Here is a 26,541-nt window from a genome sequence, read left to right on the forward strand (position 1 = left end):
TACGGGGTCCGGAGGGGCGCTCGCCCCGACCGGCTAAACTCCTCGCATCCCCCTATATGAGACAGGGCAACACTTTGACATTCACAGACCTCGCGATCGACCCCGACATGGTCGACGCTCTGGCGTCGAAGGGGATCCTCGAACCTTTCCCCATCCAGACCCAGACGATCCCCCTCGCCCTCAGCGGCCAGGACATCATCGGCCAGGCCAAGACCGGCACCGGCAAGACCTTCGGCTTCGGCCTCCCCATCATCCAGCGCATCGGGCTCGACCCGGCCCCCGGCGTCAAGGTCCTCGTGGTCGTCCCGACCCGTGAGCTGTGCGTCCAGGTGGCCGACGACCTCGAGGTCGCCACCGCCAACCGCGCCACCAAGGTCGTGAGCATCTACGGCGGCAAGGCCTACGAGGGCCAGGTCGAGCAGCTCAAGGCCGGCGCGCAGATCGTGGTGGGCACCCCCGGGCGCCTCCTCGACCTGGCCGGCCAGCGCCTCCTCGACCTGAAGAACGTGCAGGAGGTCGTCCTCGACGAGGCCGACAAGATGCTCGACCTCGGGTTCCTCAGCGACATCGAGAAGATCTTCCAGCAGGTCCCGGCGACGCGCCACACGATGCTGTTCTCGGCGACGATGCCCGGGCCGATCGTGGCGCTCGCCCGTCGCTTCATGACGAAGCCGATCCACATCCGGGCGACCGACCCCGACGAGGGGCTGACGCAGGCGAACATCAAGCACGTCGTCTACCGGGCGCACTCGCTCGACAAGGACGAGGTCATCGCCCGCATCCTCCAGGCCGAGGGCCGCGGCAAGACCGTCGTCTTCACCCGCACGAAGCGCGCCGCCGCCAAGCTCGTCGAGGAGCTCACCGACCGTGGCTTCAACGCCGCCGCCGTGCACGGCGACCTCAACCAGGAGCAGCGTGAGCGCGCCATGGCCGCGTTCAAGGCCGGCAAGAAGGACATCCTGATCGCCACCGACGTCGCCGCCCGCGGCATCGACGTCAACGACGTCACGCACGTCATCAACCACACCGTGCCCGACGACCACGACACCTACCTGCACCGCGCCGGCCGCACCGGCCGCGCGGGCAAGACCGGCATCGCGGTGACCTTCGTCGACTGGGCCGACATGCACAAGTGGGCGCTCATCAACCGTGCGCTCGACATGGGCCAGCCCGAGCCGGTCGAGACGTACTCGTCGAGCCCGCACCTGTTCACCGACCTCGACATCCCGGCCGGCACCAAGGGTCGGCTCGCGTCCGCCCCGAAGGCGGCCGTCGACGGCGGCTCCACCGCTCCCCGCGAGCGTGCCGCCGGGGCGTCGCGCTCCCGCGGTCGCGGCGGCGACTCGGCCCGTGCCTCCGACGGCCAGGGCCGTGACGGCCAGGGGCGCTCCGGCGGCCGGGGCGGCCAGGCCCGTGACGGCCAGGCCCGCACCGAGGCCCCCCGCGAACAGGCTCCCGTCGACGGCGGCTCGGCCTCCACGACGGCCGAGGGCGACGCCCCTCGTCGTCGCAGCCGCGCTCGTCGTCGTCGCCCCGCGGGCGACGGCTCGGCGCCCGCCGCGCAGTAACGCTCCGCACATCGCCGAGAGCCCCCGTCGAGTTCGACGGGGGCTCTCGGTGCACCGGGGGGGGGAGTGCGGGAGTCGCGGGCCGGGTCAGCCCCGGACGGGCGCCCAGCCGGTGGCCGCCTCGACGATCCGCTCCAGCTGCTCGGGCGCCGTGCTGTTCTCGCCGAGCCGGTTGGGCTTCCCCTCGCCGTGGTAGTCGCTGGAGCCGGTGACGATGAGGTCGTGCCGGCGGGCCAGGGCGCGGAGGCGCTCTGCCCCCGCGTCGGTGTTCTCGCGGTGCGCGATCTCGACGCCCATCAGTCCGGCCTCGACGAGCTCGTCGAACGCCCGCTCGGGGATGTTCGTGCCGCGGCCGCGGGTCGCGGGGTGCGCGATGACGGGCACTCCCCCGGCCTCACGGACGAGGCGCACGCCGAGCAGGGGGCTCGGCGCCTCGTGCGGCTCGTAGTAGCCCGAGCGCCAGTGCAGGATCCCGGCGAAGGCCGCGCTGCGGTCGGGGGCGAACCCCTTCGCCACGAGGGCGTCCGCGATGTGGGGCCGGCCGAGCGTCGCGCCGCTCGTCGACTGGGCGAGCACGTCGCCCCACGAGATGTCGTAGTCGGCGGCGATGCGCTCGACGATGCGCTCGGCCCGGTGGAGGCGGCTGTCGCGGAGCCTCGCCGTCTCGGCCACCAGGGCCGGGTCGGTCGGGTCGAAGAGGTAGGCGAGCATGTGCACGCTGTCGAGCCCCAGGCGGGTGCTGAGCTCCATGCCGGGGACGAGCGTGAGGCCGGTGCCCGCGACGGCCCGGGTCGCCTCCGACCAGCCGGCCGTGGAGTCGTGGTCGGTGAGGGCCACGGTGCCGAGCCCGGCCCGCACGGCGGCCGCGACGAGCTCGGCGGGGGTCTCGGTGCCGTCGGAGACGCTGCTGTGGGTGTGCAGGTCGATCGGACGGGAGGGCATCCTCCCATCGTAGGCGTCGCCCCCGGGCGTCGCCGTGGAGGGCCCCGTCACCTATGCTCGGCAGGGCCATGATCCGTCGTCTCGTCGCCCTCCTCCTCGTCCTCGCGGTCGCCGCCGCGCTGCTCCTCGCGCTCTGGCCCCAGGTGCTCGACCTGCAGCGCACCTGGCCGACCGCGCAGCTCGTGTCCTTCCGCGGCGCCGCCGCGGTCGTGGCCGCCGGCGCCGCCGTCGTGCTCTTCGTCGTGGCCCTGGTGGCCCGCCCGGTGCGCTCGCTCGCCTCGTCCGTCGCGGTGCTGCTGCTGGTCTTCGGGGCCGTCTCCGCCGGCTTCGTCGGTGCCCGGGGCCTCGGCCGCGACGACTTCGTCGAGGCGCAGCCGACCGACGTCACCGTGCTCGCCTGGAACACCCTGGGCGGGGCCCCGGGCGCCGACCGGATCGCCGCCCTGGCGGTCGAGGAGGGCGCCGAGGTCGTCAGCCTGCCCGAGACCGACGCCGAGACCGCGGCCGCCGTGGCGGCGGCCATGGAGGCGGCGGGCCTGCCCATGAGCGTGCTGACCGTCGCCTACGACGACGTGGCGAGCTCGAAGCCCACGTCGCTGCTCATCTCGACCGCCCTCGGGCAGTACGCGGTCGCCGTCGACGAGGCGGGCGTCGCCGTCGAGACGACTCCCCTGATGCCGTCCGTCGTCGCGACCCCCGTGTCGGGCACCGGCCCGACGATCGTGGCCGCGCACCCGCAGGCACCGACGCGCGACGACGTGCCGGCCTGGCGCGACGGCCTCACCGCCCTCGCCGACGCCTGCCGCACCGGCGACGTCATCATGGCGGGCGACTTCAACGCGACGGTCGACCACATGGCGGGCCTCGGCCGGGCCGGCGGCGCCCTGGGGCGGTGCCGCGACGCCGCGGTCTCGACCGCGAACGGCGGCCTGGGCACCTGGCCCGCCGACGTGGCTCCGCTGCTGGGCACCCCGATCGACCACGTCATGGCCACGCGCCAGTGGTACACCACCGGCTTCAAGGTCGTCACCGACCTCGACGACGCCGGCAGCGACCACCGCCCGGTCGTCGCACAGCTGAGCTCGACGGGCGCCTGAGGGGCTGACGGCGCCGGGCCCGATCGGGGAGAATGGCGGGCATGGCTGACGACACGGCGCCCCGCGCGACCACCAACCGATCCACCACCCCCGGGTCGGACCTCTTCCGCGACTACATCTCGTCGCAGTGGGCCGAGCACCCCGAGGTCCTCCCCGAGCCCCGCGAGGAGGCGCCGTGGGCCGCCGCCCGCCGGGCCCGGCTCTCCGCCCTGCACCGCGGGCAGCGGCTCGTCGTGCCGGCCGGGCAGGCGAAGGTCCGGTCGAACGACTGCGACTACCCCTTCCGCGCCCACTCGGGGTTCTCCCACCTGACCGGCTGGGGCGCCGACACCGTCCCCGGCTCGGTGCTCGTGCTCGAGCCCGCCGGCGACGGCCACGACGCGACCCTGTACTTCCGGGCCAGCGCCGGTCGCGACTCCGACGAGTTCTACGCCAACCCGGAGATCGGCGAGTTCTGGATCGGCCCGCGCCCGACCCTCGCCCAGGTCGGGGCCGACCTCGGCCTCGCCACCCGCGACCTGGCCGACTTCGAGGCCGTCGTCGGGCAGGTCGACGCCGACACGCTGCTCGTGCGCGAGGCCGACCCCGACCTCACCCGCCGCGTCGACGCCGTCCGCGACGAGGCCGACCTCGAGGCCCCCGCCTCCGAGCTGGCCGAGCGCGTCGAGCGCACCGACGACCTCGCCCGCGACCTCAGCGAGCTGCGGCTCGTCAAGGACGAGTGGGAGATCGCCCAGATGCGCCGGGCCGTCGCCGTGACCGGCGCCGGGTTCACCGACGTGATCGCCGACCTCGACGAGATCGTCGCGCACCCCCGCGGCGGGCGCCTGGTCGAGGGCACCTTCAACCGCCGGGCCCGCGCCGACGGCAACACGGTCGGCTACGACACGATCGCCGCCTCCGGCGAGCACGCGTGCGTGCTGCACTGGACGCGCAACGACGGCGTCGTGCGCCCCGGCGACCTCATCCTGATCGACGCCGGCATCGAGCTCGAGAGCCTCTACACGGCCGACATCACCCGCACCCTCCCGGTCGACGGCCGCTTCACCGACGTGCAGCGCCTGGTCTACGAGGCCGTGCTCGAGGCCGCCGACGCGGCGTTCGCGATCGTCCGCCCCGGCATCCGGTTCCGCGAGATCCACCAGGCCGCGATGCGGGTCATCGCCGAGCGGACGGCGGAGTGGGGCTTCCTGCCCGTCACCGCCGAGGAGGCGCTGCAGCCAGACGCCCAGCACCACCGTCGCTACATGGTGCACGGCACGAGCCACCACCTCGGCATCGACGTGCACGACTGCGCCGCCGCCCGCCGGGAGCTCTACCTCGACGGCGTGCTGGAGCCCGGCATGGTCTTCACGATCGAGCCCGGACTGTACTTCCAGTCCGACGACCTGACCGTCCCGGCGGAGTTCCGCGGCGTCGGCGTGCGCATCGAGGACGACATCGTGGTCACGGCCGACGGCGCCGAGAACCTCTCGGTCGGCATCCCGCGCACGGTCGCCGAGGTCGAGGCCTGGGTCGCGCGCAGCTGACGACGCCCTGACGCCCCGCTCCGCCCCGCGGGTCGGAGCACGACGGCCCCGGCCCCGAGAGGGACCGGGGCCGTCGTGCGTCGGGGCGCGGCGGAGGCTACTCCTCGCCGTCCCCGTCGCCGTCGTGGGCGGTGCCGGTGCCCGTCGCCGCGCCTCCGGCCGGTCGTCGGCGCGCGGTGACCAGCACGACCGCGACGGCGACGAGCGCCAGCACGACGATGCCCACGGCGATGCCGATGACGACGCCGAGGTTCGCCGGGTCGTCGTCGGCGGCGGCACCGTCGGAGCTGCCTCCGTCGACGGCCGACGCCGACGCGCCGGAGTCGGGCTCGCCGGCCGTCGTGGTCTGCTCCGCGGTCGGGGTGCCGGCCGCCTCGGGAGCGTCGGTCGCTCCGGTCGCCTCACCCGCGCCTCCCGACGCATCACAGGCGGGCCGCTCCGCGGCCCCCGGCGCGGCCGTCGACCCGTCGGCCGGCTCGTAGCGGAACGGCACCGTGTCGGAGACCGTGTGGCCGTCCGCCGAGACGGCCTGGTACGTCAGCGTGTAGTCGCCCGCCCCGCCGAGGGCGACCCCGGTCGAGAGGACGGGGCCCGCCGTCGTCGAGCAGCCGTCCTCGTAGTGCAGGCCGGAGGCGTCGGTCACCTCGAGGACGTTCGACGAGCCCGTGCCCGAGAGGTCGAGCACGACGTCGCTGAAGGTGATCGACGCCGTGTCGATCGACGTCGTCAGGGTCGACCCGGCGGCGGGGTCGCTGGTCAGGACGTAGTCGTGCGCCTGCGCCGCGGCGGGGGCCAGGGCGAGCGCGGCCACCGCGCCGGCGGCGGCCACGAGCGCACCACGGCGGACGAGCCTCGAGGAGGCGCGGGGCGCGGTCGGCGCGGTGGCCCGGGTCATCGTCCGGTCACCGTGCCCTCGGCCGAGGTGCGCGGACGACGCGTGAGCGCGACCACGCTCAGCACCAGGGCGACCGCCCCGAGGGCGAGCCCCCCGATGCCGAGCGCCAGCGCGACGGTGCCGCTGTCGTCCGAGGACGACGTCGTGGTCACGGCCGCCTCGTCGGACGCCGTGTCGGCGCCCGCGTCGTGCGACGAGCCGTGTGCGTCGGCGGGCGGCGCGTCGTTCACGTACAGGACGGGGGCGGGGTGCTCCGGCTCCTCGCCCGACGCGGGCGTCTCGTCGGCCCAGTCGACGACCGTGCCGTCGGAGTAGTGCTGGTGCGCCGGCAGCAGCACCGAGCCGGTGTCGGGCACCGCGCCCGCCGAGATCACGAAGCGCTCGAACTGGCCGGGCGCGACCTGGACGCCGGGGTCGGCCGTCCAGGTCACCGAGGTGGGCGCCTCGGTGACGGTCGCGTCGCCGACCTCCACCGGCGAGGGCAGCGTCGACGTGGTGACCTCGGTCGTCCAGCCGGGCAGGGGCTCGTACGAGACCGAGGTGAACGGGGTGTCGGTCGGGAGGTCGACCACGAGCTGGACGGTGCCGGCCGTCGCCGACTCGTTCGGCACCTTGAAGGTGAGCGTGGCGTACGAGCCGGCGTCGGCCTGGCCGGGGTCGACACGGACGTGGGCGGAGGCCGACAGCGGGGCGGCGAGGGCCAGCAGCGCGGCCGCTCCGAGCGCGGCGGCTCCGCGGGCGGCGACGGCGCCGCGGCGCGAGGTGCGGGCGGTGCGGGACGAGGTGCGGGTGGTGGTGCGGTGGGTCACGAGGGTGTCCTGTCTCGGTGCGCGGTGCGCGACCGGGTCGTCGAGGTGCACGAGGGGCCCCGCCGGGAGCGGGGGCGTCGTGCGGCTCCGTCGACGGGCGTCGAGGGAGCGCGGGCTCAGGCGACGACGGGCGGACCGCGGCGGGGACGCGCGGTGAGGAAGACCAGGGGCGCGGGGCGCCGGGTGGCGACCTCCGTGACCGGCACGACCCGCGACTCCGGCACGGAGGCCGTGCCCGCGAGCAGGAGCCTCACGACGGTGAGACGACGCGCGGCGAGGCGCACGAGGCGGTCCGCGCACCGGGCCCCGTGGCGGAGGCCGAGGACGGTGAGGAGGGCGGCGAGGCCGTGCGCGAGCCACATCGTCGACGACGACATCGCCATGACGTGGTCGGCGCCGGCCGACGTCGCGACGCGGGAGGCGCCGTCGACGGCGGCCGTGAGCACGAGCGGGCCGTGGTGGCCCCCGGAGGCCGTCGGCCCCTGGCCCGCCGCCGGGGCGCCGACGGTGAAGAGCAGGTGGAAGGCGAGCTGGCTGAGGGCGACGGCCGGCAGGAGGCGCGTGGTCGACACCCGCCCGCGGGCCAGCGCGACGCAGAGGGGCACGCTGAAGGCCAGGGCCAGCACGACGCCGAGCAGCCCGGGTCGTTCGCCGCCGCCGGCGACGTGCGAGAAGGCGGCGACCACGACGGAGAAGCCGGCGGTCAGCCAGCCGCGGAGGAACCGCGTCCATCGGGTCGTCGTCACGTCGGTCTCTCGCTCGGGGGCGTGCAGAGGCGCGCCGGGGCGGGTGCCCGCGCGGCGCAGGGTCAAGGATACAGAGCCCCGCCGGGAGCGGAGCCGCGGGGGCCGGAGGAGGATGCCGGCGCCGAGGGCGGGAGGCCGGAGGCCCGGCCCGCCTCAGCGCCCGGCGTCGGGCCGGGAGAGGATCTCGCGGGCGCGGTGGCTGACGCCCGGGTCGACGACGATCTGGTAGCTGCGGGCCAGCACCTGGTGGGTGGAGGTGAAGTCGCGGCGCCGACGGCTCACCGCGAAGCTGGCGAGGCCGTAGAGCATGCCGAAGCCGGCGCCGATCAGGGCGGCGGCCACGACGGTGGTCACGGTCGCCGTCTCGGGCGAGAAGAGCAGCATCACGAGGCCGAAGAACACCCCGAGCCAGAGCCCGGTCACCGCGCCGGCGAGCGCGGCGCGGCCGTAGCTCATGCGGCCCGTCACCCGTTCGACGGTCGTGAGCTCGTTGCCGATGATCGCGAGCTGCTTGATCGGGAACTCGGCGTGCGACAGCTTCTCGACGACCGCCTGGGCCTCGGGGTAGCTGTCGTAGGTGCCGAGCACGTCGCCCCGGGGGACGGTCGGCGGACCGGCCGAGCGGCGGGCCAGGGGGCTCTGGTTCGTCATGCCTGGATTACATCACGGGCCCGACCGGCGAGCGGCTAACGTGGACGGGTGAGCGCCACCAGAGTCTTCGTCGCCCGTCTCGCCGGGTGCTCCGTCTTCGACCCCGCCGGCGACAAGGTGGGCAAGGTCCGCGACGTGCTCGTCGTCTACCGCGGCTCGGGCGCGCCCCGCGTCGTCGGCCTGATCGTCGAGGTGCCCGGCAAGCGGCGCGTCTTCGTCAGCATCGGCCGGGTGACGAGCATCGGGTCGGGCCAGATCATCACGAACGGCGTGATCACGCTGCGCCGGTTCGAGCAGCGCGGCGGCGAGACGCGCGTCATCGCCGAGATGCTCGGCCGCAAGGTCACGCTGCTCCGCGACGGCGGCCACGCCACCGTCGAGGACGTCGCGATCGACGAGGTCTCCGAGGGCGACTGGGAGATCGGCCAGCTCTTCCTCCGCAAGCCCAAGGCGACGCCGTCGCCCTTCGGCAAGGGCCCCACCGTCTTCGCCGCCTGGGACGAGGTGTCGGAGGACGCCGAGACCGGCGAGGCCCAGAGCGCCGAGCACCTCATCGCCGCGTACTCCGACCTGCTGCCCGCCGACCTCGCGAACACCCTGCTCGACCTCACGGCCGAGCGGCGCCTCGAGGTGGCCTCCGAGCTCTCCGACGACCGTCTCGCCGACGTGCTGGAGGAGCTGCCCGAGAACGAGCAGGTCGAGATCTTCGCGCAGCTCGACGACCAGCGCGCGGCCGGCGTGCTCGACCACATGCAGCCCGACGACGCCGCCGACCTCATGTCGCAGCTCGGCGAGCAGCGCAAGGAGCACCTGCTCGGGCTGATGGAGCCCGACGAGGCCGACGACGTCCGCATGCTGCTGAGCTACGACGCCGACACGGCCGGCGGCCTGATGACCACCGAGCCGGTGATCGTCTCCGCCGACGCGACCGTGGCCGAGGGGCTCGCCCTCATCCGCCGCCACGAGCTCGCCCCCGCGCTCGGCGCGGCGGTCTGCGTCACCCTGCCGCCCTACGAGCCGCCCACGGGCCGCTTCCTCGGCATGGTGCACTTCCAGCGCATGCTCCGCTACCCGCCGAACGAACGGCTCGGCACGCTGCTCGACCAGCAGCTCGAGCCGGTCAGGGTCGACGCGACCGCCCTCGAGGTGACGCGCGTCATGGCGACGTACAACCTCGTCTCCGTGCCCGTCGTCGACGCCGCCCACCGTCTGGTCGGGGTGGTGACCATCGACGACGTCCTCGACCACGTGCTGCCCGACGACTGGCGCAGCCAGGATCCCGACCAGCCCCTGGGCAGGTCGCGCCCCCGCGCCCGACGAGCACCGCTGACCACGACCACGAGGAGGACACCCGGTGGCACGCGATAACCGCAGCACGGTCCGCCTCGACTCCCCCAAGGGCCTCCGCACCCGGGTGCTGCCCGGTCGCCAGCGCGTCAGCCGCGACCGGTTCGGCCGCGCCACCGAGGCGATCGCCCGCGCGATGGGCACGCCGCAGTTCCTGATCGCGCTCACGCTCTTCTGCGTGGCGTGGATGGGCTACAACGTGCTGGCCCCCGAGAGCTGGCGCTTCGACAGCGCCGCGATCGGCTTCACGGCGCTCACCCTCATCCTGTCGCTGCAGGCCTCGTACGCGGCGCCGCTCATCCTGCTCGCGCAGAACCGGCAAGACGACCGCGACCGCGTGCAGTTCGAGCAGGACCGCCAGCGGGCCGAGCGCAACCTCGCCGACACCGAGTACCTCGCCCGCGAGGTGGTCGCGCTCCGCATCGCGATCCGCGACATGGCCAGCAAGGACTTCATCCGCGCCGAGCTGCGCTCGCTGCTCGAGGAGCTCGACCGTCGCGACGCCGACGAGCACGCGGTCGACCGTGCCGGCGACCACGCGGCCGACGCCCGTGGCTGACGCCGCCGGCCTCGTCGAGCGCGTGCACGGCGCGCTCGGCCGGGTGCTCGACCCCGAGATCCGTCGCCCCGTGACGGAGCTCGACATGATCGGCGACGTCGTGGTCGACGAGGGAGGCGCGGCGACGGTCTCCGTGAAGCTCACGATCGTGGGCTGCCCGGCCGCCGACACCATCGAGCGCGACGTCCGCGAGGCGACCGCCTCCGTCGAGGGCGTCACCGCGGTGACGGTCGACGTGACGGTGATGACCGCGACCGAGCGCCACGCCCTCACCGAGAAGCTCCGGGCGGGCCGCGCCGCGAGGGGCATGCAGTTCGGCCCTGAGACCCTCACGCGCGTCTACGCCGTCACGAGCGGCAAGGGCGGCGTCGGCAAGTCGACCCTGACCGCCAACCTCGCCGTCGCCCTCGCCGCGCGCGGCCTGGCGGTCGGCATCGTCGACGCCGACGTCTACGGCTTCAGCGTCCCGGGCCTGCTCGGCCTCGTCGACGCCGACGGCGCCTCCGTGAAGCCCACGCGCGTCGACGACATGATCCTGCCGCCCGTGGCCCACGGGGTGAAGGTGATCTCGATCGGCATGTTCGTCGATGACACCTCGACGGCCGTCGCCTGGCGCGGGCCGATGCTGCACCGCACCATCCAGCAGTTCCTCACCGACGTCTTCTTCGGCGACCTCGACGTCCTGCTGCTCGACCTCCCGCCGGGCACCGGCGACGTCGCCATCTCGGTCGGCCAGCTGCTGCCGCACGCCGAGGTGCTCGTCGTGACGACGCCGCAGCCCGCGGCGGCCGACGTCGCCGAGCGCAGCGGCCTCGTGGCCCGGCAGACCGGCCAGCGCCTCCTCGGGGTCGTCGAGAACATGGCGGGCCTGCCCCAGCCCGACGGATCGGTGCTCGAGCTCTTCGGCTCGGGCGGCGGCGCGGAGACGGCCCGGCGTCTGTCGGCCGGTCAGGAGGCCGAGGTGCCGCTGCTCGTCAGCGTGCCCCTCAGCCTCGAGCTGCGGCAGGGCGGCGACGACGGACGGCCGGTGGTGCTGTCGAGCCCCGGTGACCCCGCGGCACGGGCCGTCGACGCCCTCGCGGCTCAGCTGGCCGTGCGCGGCCGGGGGCTCGCGGGCCGCAAGCTCGGCCTCAGCGTCAGCTGACGACGCCGGGACGGCGCCAGCTGACGGTGTCGGGCCCGCGCCAGTTGGCAGGGCCCGGACGCACGACAGGGGCGCCCCGCTCGTGTGCGGGGCGCCCCTGCAGGGCGGTGGGCGTCGACGAGCCCCTCGGGGCGGCGCGTCGGCGCCCGGCGCGGGCTAGGACCAGCGCTGGTACGTCTTGGTGGGGATGGCGCGGAAGCCGTCGCGGGCAACCGAGACGACCGACCCGACGATGCCGACGAGGGCGGCGGCGGCGAGGACGATGATTCCGATGAACATGACTACTTCTTTCTCGGCGCGGTTCGTCGCGCGGTTCTGGGGAGGTGCGGGCCGACGACGGCAGGGCCGTCGTCGGGTGCTGACGCAGGCTGGACACCCACGGGCCCGGACCGTTCTTGCGCGGCTCGGGAGCGGGTGGCCCACCTGCGTCGATGCCGGCACTCGGGACCAGGTCGACCGAGTGGGGAGCGCATGGGGTCGCTCCGGACTCTTCTATGATGCGCCCGGAGATGCCTAAGCACAATCACTCTTTGCTACCGGAACAGCGTAGTCTCGCTACATGGACGTCAAGCGCCTCGAACTGCTCCGCGAGCTCGCCGAGCGCGGCAGCATCGCCGCCGTCGCCAAGGCGACCCACCGCACCCCCTCGGCCGTCTCGCAGCAGCTCAAGGTGCTCGAGAAGGAGGCGGGCGTCGCCCTGACCGAGCGGGTGGGCCGCGGCGTCGTGCTGACCGGCTCCGGCCGGGTGCTGGCGCAGACGGCCACCGACGTCGCCGTCGCCCTCGAACGGGCCCAGGCGGTCTGGACGGACTTCGTCGCGACCCCCCAGGGCGAGGTCACCCTCGCGACCTTCCCCACGGGGGGCCAGATGCTGCTGCCGGGCCTGCTCCGCACCGTCGCGGAGACCCCCGGCCTCGTCGTGGTGGCCACCGACCACGACCCGTCCATCCTCGAGTTCGCCGACCTCGCGGCCGACCACGACGTCGTCGTCGCGCACTCCCCCGACGGGCGCGCCTGGCGAGGCCGCGGCCTCGTGACGGTGCCGCTGCTCACCGAGCCCCTCGACATCGCGCTGCCGGCTGACCACCGGCTCGCGCAGCGCGCCTCCCTCTCGCCCGGCGACCTCGAGGGCGAGGCCTGGATCGGCGTGCCCACCGACTTCCCGTTCGAGTGGGTCTACCGCGAGATCGAGCGCGTCACGGGCAGCCCCGTCCGCGTCACGCAGCGCTTCAGCGACACGAAGGTGACCGAGGCCCTGGTCGGCGCGGGCCTCGGCATCGCCGTCCTGCCCCGGTTCACCGCGAAGGAGGCGCGGGACGACATGGTCCTGCTGCCCCTGGAGAGCATCCGCGCCGTCCGCTACGTCTCGGTGCTGATGCGCCGGGACCGCGCCGAGCGCCCGTCCGTCCGTCGGGTCGTGGACGCCCTGCGCGCGGAGGCGTCACGGGTCGCGGCGCTGCACGGCGGCGTCTAGCGACACCCGGGGCCTAGGTGGCCTCGGAGTCGTACGGCGGCGCCTCGCCGACGGCGAGCGGCACCACCGGGGCCCGGGTGCCGCCGGGCAGGCCCACCGACACCGCCGCCGCGGTCGCGCCGGCCATGGCCGCCGAGACGGGCTTGGTCGAGCTCCCGCCCGCCGGCGGGTCGAGCAGGGCGTCGCGGATGATGCGGCGCGGGTCGTACTGGCGCGGGTCGAGCTTCTGCCACTCGACGTCGTCGAACTCGGGGCCCATCTCGCTGCGCATGCGGTCCTTCGCGCCGTCGGCCATGGTGCGGACCGTGCGGACGAGCTGGGCGAGCTTGGAGGCGTAGTGCGGCAGCCGCTCCGGGCCCAGCAGGAAGACCGCGAGCACCCCGATGACGAGGAGCTTGTCGAAGGTCAGACCGAACATGGACATGCATGCACGATAACGTCATCGCCCCGAGGGCCAGCCCCTAGACTCGTCAGTCGAAGGAGGCGGTGTGTCGCAGATCGAGTCGAGCTGGAAGTTCGCGGAGGAGCTCGTCTCCGAGAGCGACCCCGTCGCCGCCGCACGACAGCACTCCCTCGAGCTCGGGGTCGAGCCCGTCTCCCCCGCCGTCGGCGCGCAGCTCGCCGTCGCCGCCGCGAGCTCGTCGGCGACGAGCATCATCGAGATCGGCACCGGCGTCGGCGTCAGCGGCCTCTGGCTGCTCGAGGGCGCCCCGCGCGCGACCCTGACGTCCATCGACCGCGAGGTCGACCACCAGCAGGCCGCCCGCGACGCCTACCTCTCCGCCGGCGTGCCCGCGGCGCGGTTCCGCCTGATCACGGGGCGGACGGCCGACGTGCTGCCCCGGATGAACGAGAACTCGTACGACATCGTCTTCGTCGACGCCGACCCCGCGGCCGTCATCGAGAACGTCGAGCACGGCCTCCGGCTCGCCCGGCCCGGCGGCCTCGTGCTCGTGGCGCACGCGCTCTGGCACGGCGCCGTGGCGAACCCGGCACGGCGCGACCCCGTGACCACGGGCTTCCGCACGCTGCTCACCGAGGTCTCCACCTCCCCCGCGGTGATCAGCTCGCTGTCGACCGCGGGCGACGGCCTGCTGCAGCTCGTCAAGCGCTGACGCGACCCGCGTCGTCGACCCGGCCCGCGCCTCCCCGGGGTCGGCGGCACCGCCGACGGCTTCACCCTGCGCGTCGCCCGCTCGCCGGGAGCCGGGTCAGGGGCGGGAGGGCTGCCGGGGCCCGGGCGCACGACGACGCCCCGGTGGTCGGGTGACCACCGGGGCGTCGTACGCGGCGCAGCCCTCAGGCTGCAGGACGTCGCTGACTAGGCGTCCACGACGCTGGCGAGGGCGTCGTGCAGCTCTTTGGCTTCGTCGTCGTTGACCGACACCACGAGACGGCCGCCACCTTCGAGCGGAACCCGCACGATGATGAGACGGCCCTCTTTCACAGCTTCCATAGGGCCGTCGCCGGTCCTCGGCTTCATGGCTGCCATCAGATAGTCCCCTTTCGCAAAGATGCAACTGCCATTATCCGTGTTTTCGCGGCCCAGACCTAAACAGCCCTGCCGGAGGCGCGGATCACGGCGGCGTCCAGTCGTAGCCGTCCACCCACCAGCAGAGGTCGAGCCACACCCACTGGCCCACCACGCAGGCGACCACGAGGGCGATCCGGTACGCCCGGGAGCGCGGCAGGGCGAGGGCGCCCACCAGCGGGAAGAGCGGCATCAGCAGGCGGAACGTGCTCGACTGCGGGAAGAACACCGCCAGCAGGTAGAGCGCGTAGGCCACCGACCAGAGGCGCAGGTCGACCCCCAGCCGTCGGCCGGCCGGGCTCAGCAGCAGCACAGCGAAGGCGACCACGGAGATCACCAGCACGGCCACCCCCGCACCACCCGGCAGCCACCAGTTCGCTCCCTCGATCCACGGGGCGAACGGCACCAGCGGGCCGTACCCGACGTAGGGCGCGCGCCAGGCCAGCTCGGTCTCGGCGTAGGCGTTCGGCACGCCGGTGACGAGCCCGGCGACGACCGGCCAGGCCACGCCGAGCAGCGCCGTGACGACGGCCGTGACCGAGGCCTCGACCGCCTCCCGGCGGGGGAACGGCTCGCGTCGACGCACCCACCAGCGGTGCACGACGTGCAGGCCCACCGCGAAGGCCAGGGCGAGGGCACCCGGCCGGGTGAACGACAGGACGGCGACGACCGGGAGCATCGCGAGGTAGCGCCGCTCGACGAGCAGCAGGAGCGACGCACAGAGCAGCAGGAGGAAGAGCGGCTCGGCGTACGCGACCTGGAGCAGCGGCGACAGCGGCGCGACGCAGAAGAGCACGACGCCGAAGAGCGCGGTGCCCTCGGGCAGGACGTGGCGCAGCAGCCGGTGCAGCAGGAGGGCCGTGCCCGCCGCGGCGAGCACCGAGACCGCGACGGCCGTCGGCGCGAAGCCCGCGCCGGTCAGCTCGGTGAGCCCCCGCACGAGCAGCGGGTAGACGGGCATGAACGCCCACGCGCTCTCGCCCACGTGGCCGTCGGCCGTGACCGGCACCGTCGACGGGTAGCCGACGGCCGAGATGATGTAGTACCAGTGGCCGTCCCAGATGGAGGCGAAGCTCGCGTAGTCGGGGCTCGCCAGCGTCCACGCGTTGGCGCCCTGGCGGGCCGCGAACGAGAGCAGCAGCGCCGTGCTGACGACGCGGGAGAGCGCGAAGACCACCAGGACCTTCGCCCACCAGGGCAGCAGCCGCCAGCGCACGAGCACCTGCCGGGGCGTCGTGGGGAGGCGACCGCGGGGCGCGCGACGGGCCGCGGCGGCCACCGCGGCCGAGCCGTGGGCCCGACCCGAGGTCGTCAGGCCGTCAGCCACGCCCGCAGTCCGCGCTCGTTGTCGAGGATCTGCTGGACGGGCACGCGCTCGTCGTCGTGGTGGGCGAGGAGGGGGTCGCCCGGGCCGTAGTTCACGGCGGGGACGCCGAGGGCCGAGAACCGCGCGACGTCCGTCCAGCCGAACTTCGGCGTCGCCTCGCCGCCGACCGCGGCGAGGAACTGCTGGGCGAGGGGCGCGTCGAGGCCGGGGCGCGCGCCCGGGGCGAGGTCGACGATCGTCACGTCGAACCCGGCGAAGAGCTCGGTGACGTGGGCGACGGCCTCGTCGGTGCTGCGGCTCGGCGCGAAGCGGTAGTTGACGTGCACCATGCACTCGTCGGGGATGACGTTGCCGGCCACCCCGCCGGTGATGCCGACGGCGTTGAGGCCCTCGCGGTAGACGAGCCCGTCGACCTCGACCTCACGCGGCTCGTAGGCCGCGAGCAGGTCGAGGACGGGAGCGGCGGCGTGGATGGCGTTCGAGCCGACCCACGACCGGGCGCTGTGCGACCGCCGCCCGAAGGTACGGACCTCCGCCCGGAGGTTGCCGTTGCAGCCGCCCTCGACCTTGCTCGCGGTCGGCTCGCCGAGCACGGCGAAGTCGGCCTCGAGCAGCTCGGGGCGCCGTCGGGCCAGCCGGCCGAGGCCGTTCAGGGCGTCCGAGACCTCTTCGTGGTCGTACCAGACCCAGGTCACGTCGACCGAGGGCTCGGTGAGCTCGACGGCGAGCCGGAGGTGCACGGCGCTGCCGGCCTTCATGTCGACGGTGCCGCGGCCCCAGAGGTGCTCGACGCCGTCGTCGTCGGTCTCGTAGCGCGTGGGCAGGTTGTCGTTGAGGGGCACGGTGTCGATGTGGCCGGCGATCACGACCCGGTGCTCGCGCCCCAGGGTCGTCCTGGCGACGATCGCGTCGCCGTCGCGGGTCAGCTCGAGGTGGTCGAGCCCCTCGAGCGTCGCCCAGATGGCGTCGACGACGGCCTTCTCGTCGCCCGAGACGGACTCGATGTCGCAGAGCTGACGGGTGACGTCCACGGGCGAGACGCTGAGGTCGATCTTCGGCATGACGCCGAGTGTACGGGGCCCGCCCTGCGGCTCGTCCTACGATCGGTGCATGACCAACGACGCCTCCGCGCCCACGCACGCCCACGGCTACGGGCTGGCCACCGTCTCGTCCGACGGCACCACCCTCGACACGTGGTTCCCCGCACCCTCGCTCGGGCGCCTCCCCGCCGACCGCGACCCCGAGATCGTCCCCGCCGAGATCTCGGCCGCCGCCGGGCCGGACGCCCGCCGGGCCGTCGACCTCGTGCCGGCGACCGTCGAGATCGACCTGAGCGCGCCTCCCGCGTCGACCCCCGACGCGTACCTCCGCCTCCACCTGCTCAGCCACCTGCTCGTCGAGCCGAACACCATCTCGCTCGAGGGGCTCTTCGCGCACCTGCCGATCGTCGTCTGGACCAACGCCGGCCCCGTGCACCCCGACGACTTCTCGCGCCTGCGGCCGACGCTGCAGCGGGCCGGCATCGTCACGACGGGCATCGACAAGTTCCCGCGCATGCTCGACTACGTGATGCCCGACCGCGTGCGCATCGCCGACGCCTCCCGCGTGCGCCTCGGCGCGCACCTCGCCCCGGGCACGACCGTCATGCACGAGGGCTTCGTCAACTTCAACGCGGGCACGCTCGGGGCCTCGATGGTCGAGGGCCGCATCTCGCAGGGCGTCGTCGTCGGCGACGGGTCCGACATCGGAGGCGGCGCCTCCATCATGGGGACGCTCTCGGGCGGCGGCACCCAGCGCGTCACCATCGGCCAGCGCGCGCTGCTCGGCGCGAACGCCGGCATCGGCATCGCCATCGGCGACGACACCGTCGTCGAGGCGGGCCTCTACGTCACGGCCGGCACGAAGGTCGTCGTCGTCGGCGGCACCCCCACGTCGGACGGCCGCCCGCAGACGGTCAAGGCCGTCGAGCTCTCGGGCCGCCCCGGGCTGCTCTTCCGCCGCAACTCGGTCACGGGCGCGGTCGAGGTGCTGGCGCGCAAGGGCCACGGCGTGACCCTCAACTCGCAGCTGCACGCGTAGCACCGGCCGGCGCCCCGGCACCGGGGCGTCGCCGGGCGACGCGACGACGGCCGGCCACCCCGAGGGGTGGCCGGGGCCGTTGGAGCCAATCTTCCCGATTTCCTGGCCGCTGCTGTTCCGGCTCCGCCCTGTCGGTGTCGTGGATGATGTCTCAGGCGCCGCGCGGCAACGTCGGTGAGTCGATCCTTGCTCGCCTGCTCGCCCCGCACCGCGACATTGCTCGCAAGCGCGTGACCATGCTCTACCGCCCGATCGACCCGGCCCGGGCCGCGGCGATCGTCGAGGCCGACAAGCGTGACGCCGAGTTCATCGTCGGCTCGTCCCGCCGGCCGACCGGCCGCTCGCGGAAGGACGCCCTGGCGGCGTTCGCGAACGAGTCGGAGGAGTCCGGCGGCGCAGGACTTGTGAACTTCGGCATGGTCGTCACGGCGACCGTCGAAGACCCGGCAACGATCGAAGACGCGCGCGCCGCGATCGACAGCCTCTCCGCTCAGGCTCGCATCCGGCTGCGGCCGGTATATGGGTCCCAGGACTTCACCTTCGTGGCAGGCCTGCCCCTCGGCGTGGTGCTCCCTCGGCACCTGGCCATCCCGCACGACATCCGCGACCAGCTTTAATGCGCGACCAGCTCTGATGAGCGACCACACGGAAGGGACTACCGATGCCCGCGCTTGACCAGGGGACCCGTCGGGTCACCAGGAAGCGAGCCAAGACGCTCACCCCCGCCGAGGCCGAGGCGAAGTCCGAGTCGAACCTTCGAGAGGCCGGAGACGTTCTACGGCTCGGCCGACGAATTCGTACGAGAGTTTCTGATCGTCACCTACCGCCGCGAGGTCAGCCCCAAGGGAGAATTCCGCTGGGACCCCCAGTGGTGGATGCACCCTGAAGCTGTGGCCAGGCTCGACTCTCTCTGGCGCTCCTGGGAGCACTTCCGAGGCGACCCCGCAACCGGGATGAGCGTCTGGTGGCGCGACCACGCAGATCACCACATGGGCGTCCTCCTGAGCCCCGTCGGACCTTTCGCGAAGTCGTCCGCGACGTCGGAGCCGGGGGATCCCCTGCCGTACACAGCCCCGCCCCCCGGCCTATTCGTCCGTGTAAGCGACCTCAGTGACTAATTCCACGATGGCCACAGAGCGTCTTCCTGAGACGCTGAGGTTCCTGCCTGATACCGGGTTAGCGCTGGCGTTGGCATGTGGCCTCCTCTTGGACCAGCTCGCAGGACACCAGAGACGAGAAACAACGATTCCAAGAGTGGCTTGCTTCCACCGGGCGTTGTAGTCCCTGTCAATAGAGACTTAGCCCCCTGCTTTCGCTGGGTGGCGCACTACTCCGTAGCCATTAAGTGCAAGAGTTCCTCCGTGCGCGGTACCCACAAAGTCCGATCCGATTCCGATCGTGATGACTCCTCCCGTGATGAGGCTAAATACTCCCCCCTTTATGCCCTTATTGAGATTTAGAGCTCCAGCAACGCTCAAAATGGAGAGCTTTCTAGGAGCCGCATCCACAGACACTGCTGTGAGCGGACGGGTCCCGTGCGCCTGACTAGCGGCCGTTGTGTAAATGGTCAGGTCAGCAGCAAGCTCGAACGACGCGGCGCCGAGATCTACGGATGCACAACCGCTACTTGCTTGCGTGGCGTTTACAACCGTCTTGGTAGTAATACGTACCGGCGCGCTGGCATCAATGAAAGGAAGGGCACAGGCACTCATGGTGTCGACAAATGCCGGATTGGCACTCTTTAGGGCCGTCACAATCTGCGCTCGGAAGTCCTTCCAAGACATTGTCGAGGTCGGCACAACGACGCTTGGCTTAGTAGGAGCCGCCGGGGTAACGACAGTCGTGTCGTTGACTGTGAGGGTTCCACCAACCAGCGTGGCAAAAGATGTTGACGAATTTGCGATCGAGGCCGTGGTCCTTGAATTGGCATCGCCGTCAACTCGAGCCGTTGTGTCTTGGGCTGTGACGACTCCTACGGATCGCACGTCCCCCTCGACTGCCGAGTATCGAGCCAACGTGACAGAGCCTCCTGCGATTACATTTCCTGCAACTGCGCAGTCCGTGCCCACGCTGACATTTCCGGTGGCGATGATGCTGCCGGAGTATCTGTCACCCGACGCGCAAGTGAAACTGCCCTTGACCCAAACGTCCCCCGCAACGGACTCATAGCCAGAGGAAGTGACACGTGAGTCGGCGGAAAGGACTGCTGCTGGGGCTGTCGTGGTGGAAACAGCCGTACCTAGCGGAGACATCCCGAACGCATTGCCGGCACGGACACTAAAGGTTGACTTCGTTCCAAGTGGTAGCTGCCTTTGGACCCAAGTGAGTACAGGCCCAACGTTTGCCGAAGCACCGAAGCTGTCGACGATGACACCATTCGCGTCCAGGACCTGGTAAATCGTGGCTGTCGGGTCTGACGGCCAGCTGAGGGACACAGAATCCGCAGTGGGCACCGCGGTCAAGGCAGTCACCCTCGACGGCACGGCGCCGGTAGATGCAACGACCGTTACCTTCTCCGATAAAATGTGACCGACACCTTCCGCCGTCACCGCCTTCATCTGGACGTCATATGTACCAGCCGCGGGAAAGACTGTCTGCACCTCGGGAGTTGCCGTCGTCAAGTCCCACTGCCCCACCGGCGTTCCCGTGCCGAAGTTCCACACGTACTCAGTTGCCGTATTTTGGAGGTCCGGATACGAGTCAACAGCGGAAAATTGCACAGGCTGGCCAGCCGTTGCCCCAGGACTTCTCGACATGGTGACCTGTGGTCGTGCCGCCGCCGCTGCTCCAGCCCGGGTAATGGCGTCAGAGCCCGTAAAGACGGCGCCACCTGTGGCCTCTGTCAAGGCGGACATATCTGATTCAGCCGAAGAAGTATCCTGCGCGCTGGGTGCGGATTGGCGCGATTGCCTACCGACAGGGTCCAAAATGCCTGTCTTGAGGTCGGCCTGAAATACGGAAACACCCGCTTCTTTGGCATCAGACATCAGTTCAGGCATATATTCACTCTTTGGCGCCGTGCTTGATACAAAGACAAGGGTTTTAGGTTCCTGCCAACCCCTCAACCAATGGATACCGTTCGTGACCATGTTGCGCACGTCAGTATCAGTGGATGCAACCAGGGTGTATTGCGTCACGTCACTGCGAACACTCAGGAAAAGTTCTTTGTAACCTTCCTTACTTGCATAGCCGGTACCGTATCCAGCGACAGTATTGCCTCGCTCGTCCGTACTTTCCGGATTCATGACAATGTCAAGCTGGAAAATTGCGTTCGCATTCTTGGTAGAAATTGCATCAGCCGCTGCGATAACCGAGTCCACGGCCTGCCCAATGTCGGCGATAAAATCTCCGGCATTTATGACAAAGGAATAAACGTCTGCAGTGCCCAGTTCGGGTGTATCGATACCTGTTAGGCCCATTTGTTGCGCAAGAAGGGCCGTGTCTCGCTGTACATTCTGAATACCAGTGGTGTGTGGCTCAAATGGATCTGTTATGCCATGCGCAAGGTAGTAATCACGAAGGTACTGAACATCTCGGTACGGTTTCCCATCTGGTCCAATGGCCGTGGAATTACAGACAGGGTCTGCACCATTGCAAATGGACACAGCATTATTGAATCCATCCTGCTCCCATATGCCGCGACGATTAAACAAACCGTGATGATACGGATCGTATGTGCCAACATTAGCAATCTTATCGTCTGCATTAAACCATGGATCGCCGTAAATAAACACGCCTCCGATGGAGGCCTTGTCGCTCGGGCTCAACTTGTATGAAGCGATATTCAGCGCTTCTCCGCCCTGCGAGTAACCAGCGAGTATGATTCTCGAGTTGGGGCAGGAAGTTCTATTTGTAGATATTTGCTGCTGAAAAGCGGCCGCTCCCTCCGCTACTGACTTCCTATACTTTTTTCCGATAGGGAGAAGTGCGGTGATGGCCGTGGCAATGGCCGAGAGACTGCCAGAAATGGGGACGGCAGGGTAAACAACCCCCTCTGCTCTCATCGTCAAGCCTTCTTCTTCGACCCGTTGCTTGATTCCCTGATAAAGGCCATCGAGCTTGGTGCCAACACCGCTTGCCGGCGCATTCGCGGGCTCTCCTGAGCCCCTCGCGCCGAGAAAGACCCAGTCTGTACAGTCGGCAGCTTGTGCAGGACCGGCAACCAGGAGCGACGAGAATACGACTGCAGCCACAGCTGCAGCTACCGCTTTGTAGAACTTCAACTATTCCTCGTTCCGCGCCGCTGACCGGCACTATTCGACATAGAAAGCGATGAGCAGGCCCCCGCTTGACGGCACCCGAGTCTCTGCACCGTCAACCGTCTTGAAGGTTGCATTGGGCTCGAACTCTTCGAACCGAGCCCAGGCAGTAAGTCCGTCTTTCTGGGGCATTGACCAGTAGCTCGGACTCGATAAAACAAATCCCTCTGAGGTTAGGTGCCTCTCGAGGTCGGACCGCAGGTTTGGCGAGGACGCAAACAGATATGCCTGCGTCGGTGGCGGCCCAGTTGTGTTGCGCTCCTGCCCGTAGCTGTCAGAAGCCACGATGGTGGAGAAAGATTCGACATCTAGATCATCCGTGACGGTCCTAAGCCGCGACGTCGCGCCCGTGGAGCATCCCGAAAGTACAAGCGAAAGCCCTAGAACTATGACAACCGCTGCTTGCTTTCTACTTTTCCGCACCCATCCCCCAAACTTGGAGCAAGCTTGGCATCAGCTGAGGTCGTCGAGGTACCCCCCAAACGAGAACTCAGCCCAGGGCGGGACTATACGACCCTCGAACGCCGTGCACAGGCATCTCTCTTCGTCGTGGCTCTTCTGAGTCACGTCCGTTGGTGCGATCCCCAGCGTGCGGACCTTCTCCAGGGCCTTGAGCGCGACGGCTGGAGGGTCTTGCTGGGCGACCGCGTTGCGGCACGCCTTGGTCACCGCTCCGGTCATTACCGATCGACCTGGCGGGACATGTTCCGAACCGGCAAACCGCCGATAATATCTATTGTGTCCGATTGGTTGAAGCAGCTGCCGCCAAGTTCGCTAGGCAGACTGACCACGCACACGCACACGCACAGGCACAGGCACAGGCACCACTAGACCCCCGACATGACGGCGTCTTGAGTGGTGGAGGGAGACTCAAGCATCGACCGGACACGGTTTCTGTTACCTCGAACCGGAACGTAAATCGTTCTGCCGCTTGAGCGGGTTTCGATAAGAAGCTGATGAGATATCAGGTGCGTGATCACGGCACTCACCAGTGATTTGTACTCAGGCGCCAGTCCTCTCACCAGGGCACTTTCTTTTCGGCCACCTCCTGACTGGATGTAGACCTTTTTCAGAATTGTCAGCAGGACCTTCTGGGCAGGACGTAGACCCGGCATCCCCAAGATCCCACGCGTTGTTTTCGATGAGGGGTCGAAGGCTTCGAAGTCACAACTGGTGAACCGACCGGCCGGTAGGGCGGTAGCCGATGCGGCTCCTAGCACTGTCCCAATCATGCATCGATCGAAGTGAGGGACGGGAAGCTCGCCGTCATACTCAGTCAGGTCCAAGGTGCCAATAATGCACTCGTGAAATGTCAGCGATCCAAAATCGGTATCAGCTTCCGCAAGGGTGAAAACTGGGATCTCGAGCATTGCGAAATCGAGTACACCAAGCTTGGACACTCCAAGCTCCGCGCTCAGGGTTACAAGGTCCAACACGAGCGCATCCGCGCCCCCGCGAGCCTGGAGTCGCTTGGCGGCCGCATTGCATTGCGAACCAGTTAGACCGAGCGCATTGGCTTGTGTAGTGGCCACCTGGACGCCAAGGCGACCGAGTGGCACGAATGCGGTTGCATTGGATTCCAACGTGTCATCTTGACCATGGGCATAACGAACGATGTCGCCAGCCCTGGCCGCGTCAAGGAGCGATCCGTCAATGAAGAATCGGGAGCCGTCAGTCGCATCTTCGATGCCAAGACCCGGAAGGCGCTGGAGCACCTGATATGACCCCTCGTCCGGAGGACTTCCGGCAACCCCCTCGAAGGCCAACGACAGATCAGCCGGCCTAATCGGCCCCTGACCGCTACCTCGACTACGAGCGAGGCTCGCAAGTCTCTCGAGAACTCGACGGATGGTTAGCCCGTCCATCCCATGCTCGATGCGCGCTTCTCGTTCACATATTTTTTCGAGAAGGAACTCCCACCCCCGAGCAGCTTCTGGCACGCCACCGTCGGCCAAGACCGCAAGTGCACCTGCACTCGCCAAGTGCCCGAGCAAGAGCGGATGATTTGGCAGCCAGTCGGGCAATTGACCGTCCCAATCCTGCTGCGAGAGGTACGTCTGCATCTGCTCGTCGGTGAACTCGTCGGTGTAAAGCAGCTCATGCCGACGGTCACGAAGGCCCAGCGACGTGGACATCTCGGCCTCTGAGTCGAAGAAATGACGGCGGCCAGTGATCATCAGACCCGCACTGGCCGGAGTCTCTTCTACGAAGCGACGGACCAGCTCCACAGATCCCCGCCTGATCTCTTTGAGGTCGGGTGTGCGGCCTCGCCAACCGCTGGCTGCAATCTCGTCAAATCCGTCGAGTAGAAGGTGGACCCGCCCTGCGCGCCAGGCGCGAACGAGCTTCGTTGGGGACTCGAAACCAAGCTTGGAAGCATGGCGGCGAATTGCTTCGTCGGTTTCTGTTTGCCCCTGATGATCACGGAGGTTAAGTGAGACAGGGAAGGGTGCCAGAGAGTCCCTGAAGTGTGCCTTCCTCAGACTGTTGTGCACCTCGCGAAGCGACATGCTTTTGCCCGCTCCGAAGTCACCCATTACAACGACAGTTTTGCCGGCCGAGACTTGCTCGACGATGTGCCCGATTGATTGGGTACTGCCAGTAGCCGTTCGCGAACTAGCTGAAATAAACCCTAGAGGGACGTACCGCTCGAGTTCAGTGGTGCTGTTTGTCTCCGGATTTCGTGCGCTGCCAAACGGGTACTGGGAACGCGCCTCAAGGTAGTCGCGAGAATCAATGAGCTGCGATCGCAGCTGAGCAAGGCTGCAGGAAACTATGGGGCCATGCAATGCGTTGATCGCATCGCGCTGCTGAGCGGTGGGATCGTCACGAGTAACAAAGTAGCCCTTGACCGCCTTGAATTTGTGCTGGGCGGCCAAGCGCTCGCACATCTCCTCAAGCTTCTTACCGTCCTTCTCAGCCTTCTCGAGGGTACGGCTGGTGGTCGCTTCGATCGCAACGACTACGTCATCGCCCTCAATCACCGCATCCCTTTCTCTTCCAGCCACAAAGGTGGCACCCTGGTGGGGGCGATGTGGGGCGAAAATCATGCGGGCGCTGCGAAGCACCTCTTGTTCGAATGCTTCGTCTTCGGCGCGGCTCTCCGGGGAACGTCCCATGGATAGAAGCTATCGGCGAATACTCCCATTACGTGAAAGCAGTTCGCATTTCGGAGCACAGATGACGCCAGCCAGCTCCAACACGCCGGACCTCGTGTTCGCCTCTTGAGAAGGTGCCACACAAGAACGCCGCCCCGTAAGGCGGCGTTCTTCTTTCAAGACCCAGCGACCCGCTCAGGTCTTTGCTGGTCGTCTGCTCAAGAGTCCGCTGATCACCGCTGTGAGAACAAATCCGGCGAGCAATTTCTTCTGGAAGGCTCTCGCCATCTTCTTCGCTGAGGCCGCCTCTGCGGCCTTCGCGCTTACGGCCGCCGCTTTGGATGCAGTTGCTGCCTTTGCGTCCTTCGCAGCCTTGGCTGACTTCATTGCCAGCCAACCAAAGATGCTGATGAGTAGGAAGACCAGCAGGAACGCGGCTCCCGCTGCCGTATACGACATAGGACCCAACTTTCCAGTAAACCCGCCTTGCTCGAAGCGTGCCACCGCACCGGAACCACCCAAGACAGCGCCGGTCAAAGCAAGGCACTTTCCGACGAAGTCTGTCGTCTTGCCGCAGGTGGTCTCAGACGAGTGCGACACGGCCCGGAGGACAGAGCCCACTGCTACTACGAGACCAGCCACTGCGAGGTAAATGATGAGTGTGCGGTCGAATGCGGCCTGTGCGATCTGCGCCTCAATTTCTTTCCGAAGCGGAACATCCGTACCTGCTGCTGCAAGTCGTGCAGAGAAGTCGTTCTCGAGGCTGGTAACACCGCCTGTCCAATTTTTTTCCCGCCTGGGACGACGTGCAGGGCCGGCGCAATAGCGGCAAGAGCCACGCCTGCACCGCGCCAGAGCTTTAGAGCAGTTGGTCCACTTTCCCCTCTCATCGACCTCGCTCCCCACGCTCGCGCTGGGTCCCCATCGCACGGGTGCCAGCCTTGCGGGCTTTGGCGGCCCCGCGGGTCGTGGTCACAGCCGAGCGTGGGTGCTTGGCGTTGGACACGTCCGCGCCGTACTGGGCCTGCACGGCTGCCGGTGCGACGTTCTGCGCGGCCATCTCAGACGCGTGACTGTCACGGCGATTGGTGCTGTTCCAGGCGTTGAGGCTCGCGCCGCGATTCTCGGAGCCGACAGCGCGCTCCTCGGTGGCCTTCTCGAGCTTCAGCCCGACCCTCGTGTTGCGGTCGATCTTGGCCTCCGAACTGCGGAGGTGATCGAGGTCGGGGGCGTCTCCCTCAGTGCGGTCCTCGAGGCGGTCATTGCTGTCCTGGGTGGCGCGCTCGTGGCGGCCGAGGGCGTCGCGGACGATGCTGGCCTCGGCAGCAGCATCACGGCTCCCGAGGCGGAGGCCATGCCGGCGGGCTTGGGCTTCACCTGGTGCTTGCGGAGCTGACCACTGCGGGCAAGCACACGGGAGGCGTCCGCGAGCGGTCCCGGGATCTCTTCGACACCGAGCAACTGGACACGCTGCTGGCTACGATGA

Annotated in this window: 24 protein-coding genes and 1 pseudogene; 11 read left to right on the top strand and 14 right to left on the bottom strand. The window is 69.4% G+C overall.

All coding sequences use genetic code 11. The features are described from left to right. Positions 1-74 precede the first annotated feature (74 nt). Positions 75-1,568 (top strand): DEAD/DEAH box helicase, encoded by a 1,494-nt coding sequence (locus IFT72_RS08010; RefSeq protein ID WP_185233291.1) that lies wholly within the window; start codon positions 75-77, stop codon positions 1,566-1,568. An 87-nt stretch (positions 1,569-1,655) separates the two neighbouring features. Here the strand turns inward: IFT72_RS08010 and IFT72_RS08015 are convergent, their stop codons facing one another. Then, positions 1,656-2,510 (bottom strand): PHP domain-containing protein, encoded by an 855-nt coding sequence (locus IFT72_RS08015; protein WP_056058858.1) that lies wholly within the window; start codon positions 2,508-2,510, stop codon positions 1,656-1,658. A gap of 68 nt (positions 2,511-2,578) precedes the next feature. On the opposite strand from IFT72_RS08015, the gene IFT72_RS08020 reads away from it, so the two are divergent. After that, positions 2,579-3,607 carry an endonuclease/exonuclease/phosphatase family protein gene (locus tag IFT72_RS08020; protein WP_244634312.1) on the top strand — a complete coding sequence of 343 codons (1,029 nt, stop codon included), beginning with the start codon at positions 2,579-2,581 and terminating at the stop codon, positions 3,605-3,607. Positions 3,608-3,648: 41 nt separating this feature from the next. Further along, the gene (locus IFT72_RS08025; RefSeq protein ID WP_192046090.1) at positions 3,649-5,136 is read left to right on the top strand and encodes an aminopeptidase P family protein; all 1,488 of its coding nucleotides are present in this window, start codon (positions 3,649-3,651) and stop codon (positions 5,134-5,136) included. Positions 5,137-5,233: 97 nt separating this feature from the next. Here IFT72_RS08025 and IFT72_RS08030 read toward each other — a convergent pair whose 3' ends face one another. The 4 genes from IFT72_RS08030 to IFT72_RS08040 form a co-directional block, all read right to left on the bottom strand. Beyond that, positions 5,234-6,031 carry a copper resistance CopC family protein gene (locus IFT72_RS08030; protein ID WP_192046091.1) on the bottom strand — a complete coding sequence of 266 codons (798 nt, stop codon included), beginning with the start codon at positions 6,029-6,031 and terminating at the stop codon, positions 5,234-5,236. After that, complete coding sequence (locus IFT72_RS15980) at positions 6,028-6,840, bottom strand: YcnI family protein (RefSeq protein ID WP_369814273.1); 813 nt, start codon at positions 6,838-6,840, stop codon at positions 6,028-6,030. Before IFT72_RS15980 ends, IFT72_RS08030 begins: the two co-directional genes overlap by 4 nt. A 116-nt stretch (positions 6,841-6,956) precedes the next feature. Beyond that, positions 6,957-7,586 (bottom strand): hypothetical protein, encoded by a 630-nt coding sequence (locus IFT72_RS15985; RefSeq protein ID WP_056056547.1) that lies wholly within the window; start codon positions 7,584-7,586, stop codon positions 6,957-6,959. A gap of 153 nt (positions 7,587-7,739) precedes the next feature. Then, positions 7,740-8,237, bottom strand: coding sequence for a general stress protein (locus tag IFT72_RS08040; RefSeq protein ID WP_056056548.1), 498 nt, complete (start codon positions 8,235-8,237; stop codon positions 7,740-7,742). Between the two features lie 48 nt (positions 8,238-8,285). On the opposite strand from IFT72_RS08040, the gene IFT72_RS08045 reads away from it, so the two are divergent. From IFT72_RS08045 to IFT72_RS08055, 3 genes are read left to right on the top strand one after another with little or no spacing between them, the layout of a single operon-like run. Next, complete coding sequence (locus IFT72_RS08045) at positions 8,286-9,605, top strand: magnesium transporter MgtE N-terminal domain-containing protein (RefSeq protein ID WP_056056549.1); 1,320 nt, start codon at positions 8,286-8,288, stop codon at positions 9,603-9,605. Beyond that, on the top strand, positions 9,592-10,143 hold the full coding sequence (locus IFT72_RS08050; protein WP_056056550.1) for a DUF1003 domain-containing protein: 552 nt from the start codon (positions 9,592-9,594) through the stop codon (positions 10,141-10,143). The genes IFT72_RS08045 and IFT72_RS08050 overlap by 14 nt, the downstream gene beginning before the upstream one ends. Beyond that, the gene (locus IFT72_RS08055) at positions 10,136-11,287 is read left to right on the top strand and encodes an Mrp/NBP35 family ATP-binding protein (protein WP_371741218.1); all 1,152 of its coding nucleotides are present in this window, start codon (positions 10,136-10,138) and stop codon (positions 11,285-11,287) included. The genes IFT72_RS08050 and IFT72_RS08055 overlap by 8 nt, the downstream gene beginning before the upstream one ends. A 156-nt stretch (positions 11,288-11,443) precedes the next feature. Here the strand turns inward: IFT72_RS08055 and IFT72_RS16370 are convergent, their stop codons facing one another. After that, complete coding sequence (locus tag IFT72_RS16370) at positions 11,444-11,566, bottom strand: hypothetical protein (protein WP_255354162.1); 123 nt, start codon at positions 11,564-11,566, stop codon at positions 11,444-11,446. Positions 11,567-11,846: 280 nt separating this feature from the next. On the opposite strand from IFT72_RS16370, the gene IFT72_RS08060 reads away from it, so the two are divergent. Beyond that, positions 11,847-12,761, top strand: a complete 915-nt coding sequence (locus IFT72_RS08060; RefSeq protein WP_056056551.1) for a LysR family transcriptional regulator — start codon at positions 11,847-11,849, stop codon at positions 12,759-12,761. A gap of 13 nt (positions 12,762-12,774) precedes the next feature. Here IFT72_RS08060 and IFT72_RS08065 read toward each other — a convergent pair whose 3' ends face one another. Next, positions 12,775-13,179 (bottom strand): hypothetical protein, encoded by a 405-nt coding sequence (locus IFT72_RS08065; protein ID WP_056056552.1) that lies wholly within the window; start codon positions 13,177-13,179, stop codon positions 12,775-12,777. 70 nt (positions 13,180-13,249) lie between these two features. Between IFT72_RS08065 and IFT72_RS08070 the strand changes: the two genes are divergently transcribed. Further along, positions 13,250-13,876 carry an O-methyltransferase gene (locus IFT72_RS08070; protein WP_056056553.1) on the top strand — a complete coding sequence of 209 codons (627 nt, stop codon included), beginning with the start codon at positions 13,250-13,252 and terminating at the stop codon, positions 13,874-13,876. A gap of 206 nt (positions 13,877-14,082) precedes the next feature. Here the strand turns inward: IFT72_RS08070 and IFT72_RS08075 are convergent, their stop codons facing one another. From IFT72_RS08075 to dapE, 3 genes are all read right to left on the bottom strand, one after another. Further along, positions 14,083-14,253 (bottom strand): DUF3117 domain-containing protein, encoded by a 171-nt coding sequence (locus IFT72_RS08075; protein ID WP_082514530.1) that lies wholly within the window; start codon positions 14,251-14,253, stop codon positions 14,083-14,085. An 85-nt stretch (positions 14,254-14,338) separates the two neighbouring features. Further along, positions 14,339-15,619 carry a hypothetical protein gene (locus IFT72_RS08080; RefSeq protein ID WP_371741219.1) on the bottom strand — a complete coding sequence of 427 codons (1,281 nt, stop codon included), beginning with the start codon at positions 15,617-15,619 and terminating at the stop codon, positions 14,339-14,341. Beyond that, positions 15,604-16,680, bottom strand: coding sequence for a succinyl-diaminopimelate desuccinylase (dapE, locus tag IFT72_RS08085; protein ID WP_056056554.1), 1,077 nt, complete (start codon positions 16,678-16,680; stop codon positions 15,604-15,606). Before dapE ends, IFT72_RS08080 begins: the two co-directional genes overlap by 16 nt. A 49-nt stretch (positions 16,681-16,729) precedes the next feature. Between dapE and dapD the strand changes: the two genes are divergently transcribed. The 3 genes and pseudogenes from dapD (at position 16,730) to IFT72_RS08100 (ending at position 18,816) form a co-directional block, all read left to right on the top strand. Further along, positions 16,730-17,698, top strand: coding sequence for a 2,3,4,5-tetrahydropyridine-2,6-dicarboxylate N-succinyltransferase (dapD, locus tag IFT72_RS08090; protein WP_185233311.1), 969 nt, complete (start codon positions 16,730-16,732; stop codon positions 17,696-17,698). Between the two features lie 122 nt (positions 17,699-17,820). Further along, positions 17,821-18,315: pseudogene (locus IFT72_RS08095) on the top strand (SCO6880 family protein); the annotation flags it as partial. 54 nt (positions 18,316-18,369) lie between these two features. Next, positions 18,370-18,816, top strand: a complete 447-nt coding sequence (locus IFT72_RS08100; protein WP_192046093.1) for a DUF4913 domain-containing protein — start codon at positions 18,370-18,372, stop codon at positions 18,814-18,816. A 180-nt stretch (positions 18,817-18,996) separates the two neighbouring features. Here the strand turns inward: IFT72_RS08100 and IFT72_RS08105 are convergent, their stop codons facing one another. From IFT72_RS08105 to IFT72_RS08120, 4 genes are all read right to left on the bottom strand, one after another. Beyond that, positions 18,997-21,921 carry a cutinase family protein gene (locus tag IFT72_RS08105; protein WP_192046094.1) on the bottom strand — a complete coding sequence of 975 codons (2,925 nt, stop codon included), beginning with the start codon at positions 21,919-21,921 and terminating at the stop codon, positions 18,997-18,999. Between the two features lie 489 nt (positions 21,922-22,410). Then, a complete protein-coding gene (locus IFT72_RS08110; RefSeq protein WP_192046095.1) occupies positions 22,411-22,638 on the bottom strand; it encodes a hypothetical protein in 228 nt (75 codons plus the stop codon). Between the two features lie 146 nt (positions 22,639-22,784). Then, positions 22,785-25,076, bottom strand: a complete 2,292-nt coding sequence (locus IFT72_RS08115; protein WP_192046096.1) for an NACHT domain-containing NTPase — start codon at positions 25,074-25,076, stop codon at positions 22,785-22,787. A 174-nt stretch (positions 25,077-25,250) separates the two neighbouring features. Continuing rightward, positions 25,251-25,655, bottom strand: a complete 405-nt coding sequence (locus IFT72_RS08120) for a hypothetical protein (RefSeq protein ID WP_192046097.1) — start codon at positions 25,653-25,655, stop codon at positions 25,251-25,253. Positions 25,656-26,541 lie beyond the last annotated feature (886 nt).

Origin of the sequence: Frigoribacterium sp. CFBP 8754, from assembly GCF_014841815.1 — a bacterium.
Classification (GTDB): Bacteria; Actinomycetota; Actinomycetes; order Actinomycetales; family Microbacteriaceae; genus Frigoribacterium; species Frigoribacterium endophyticum.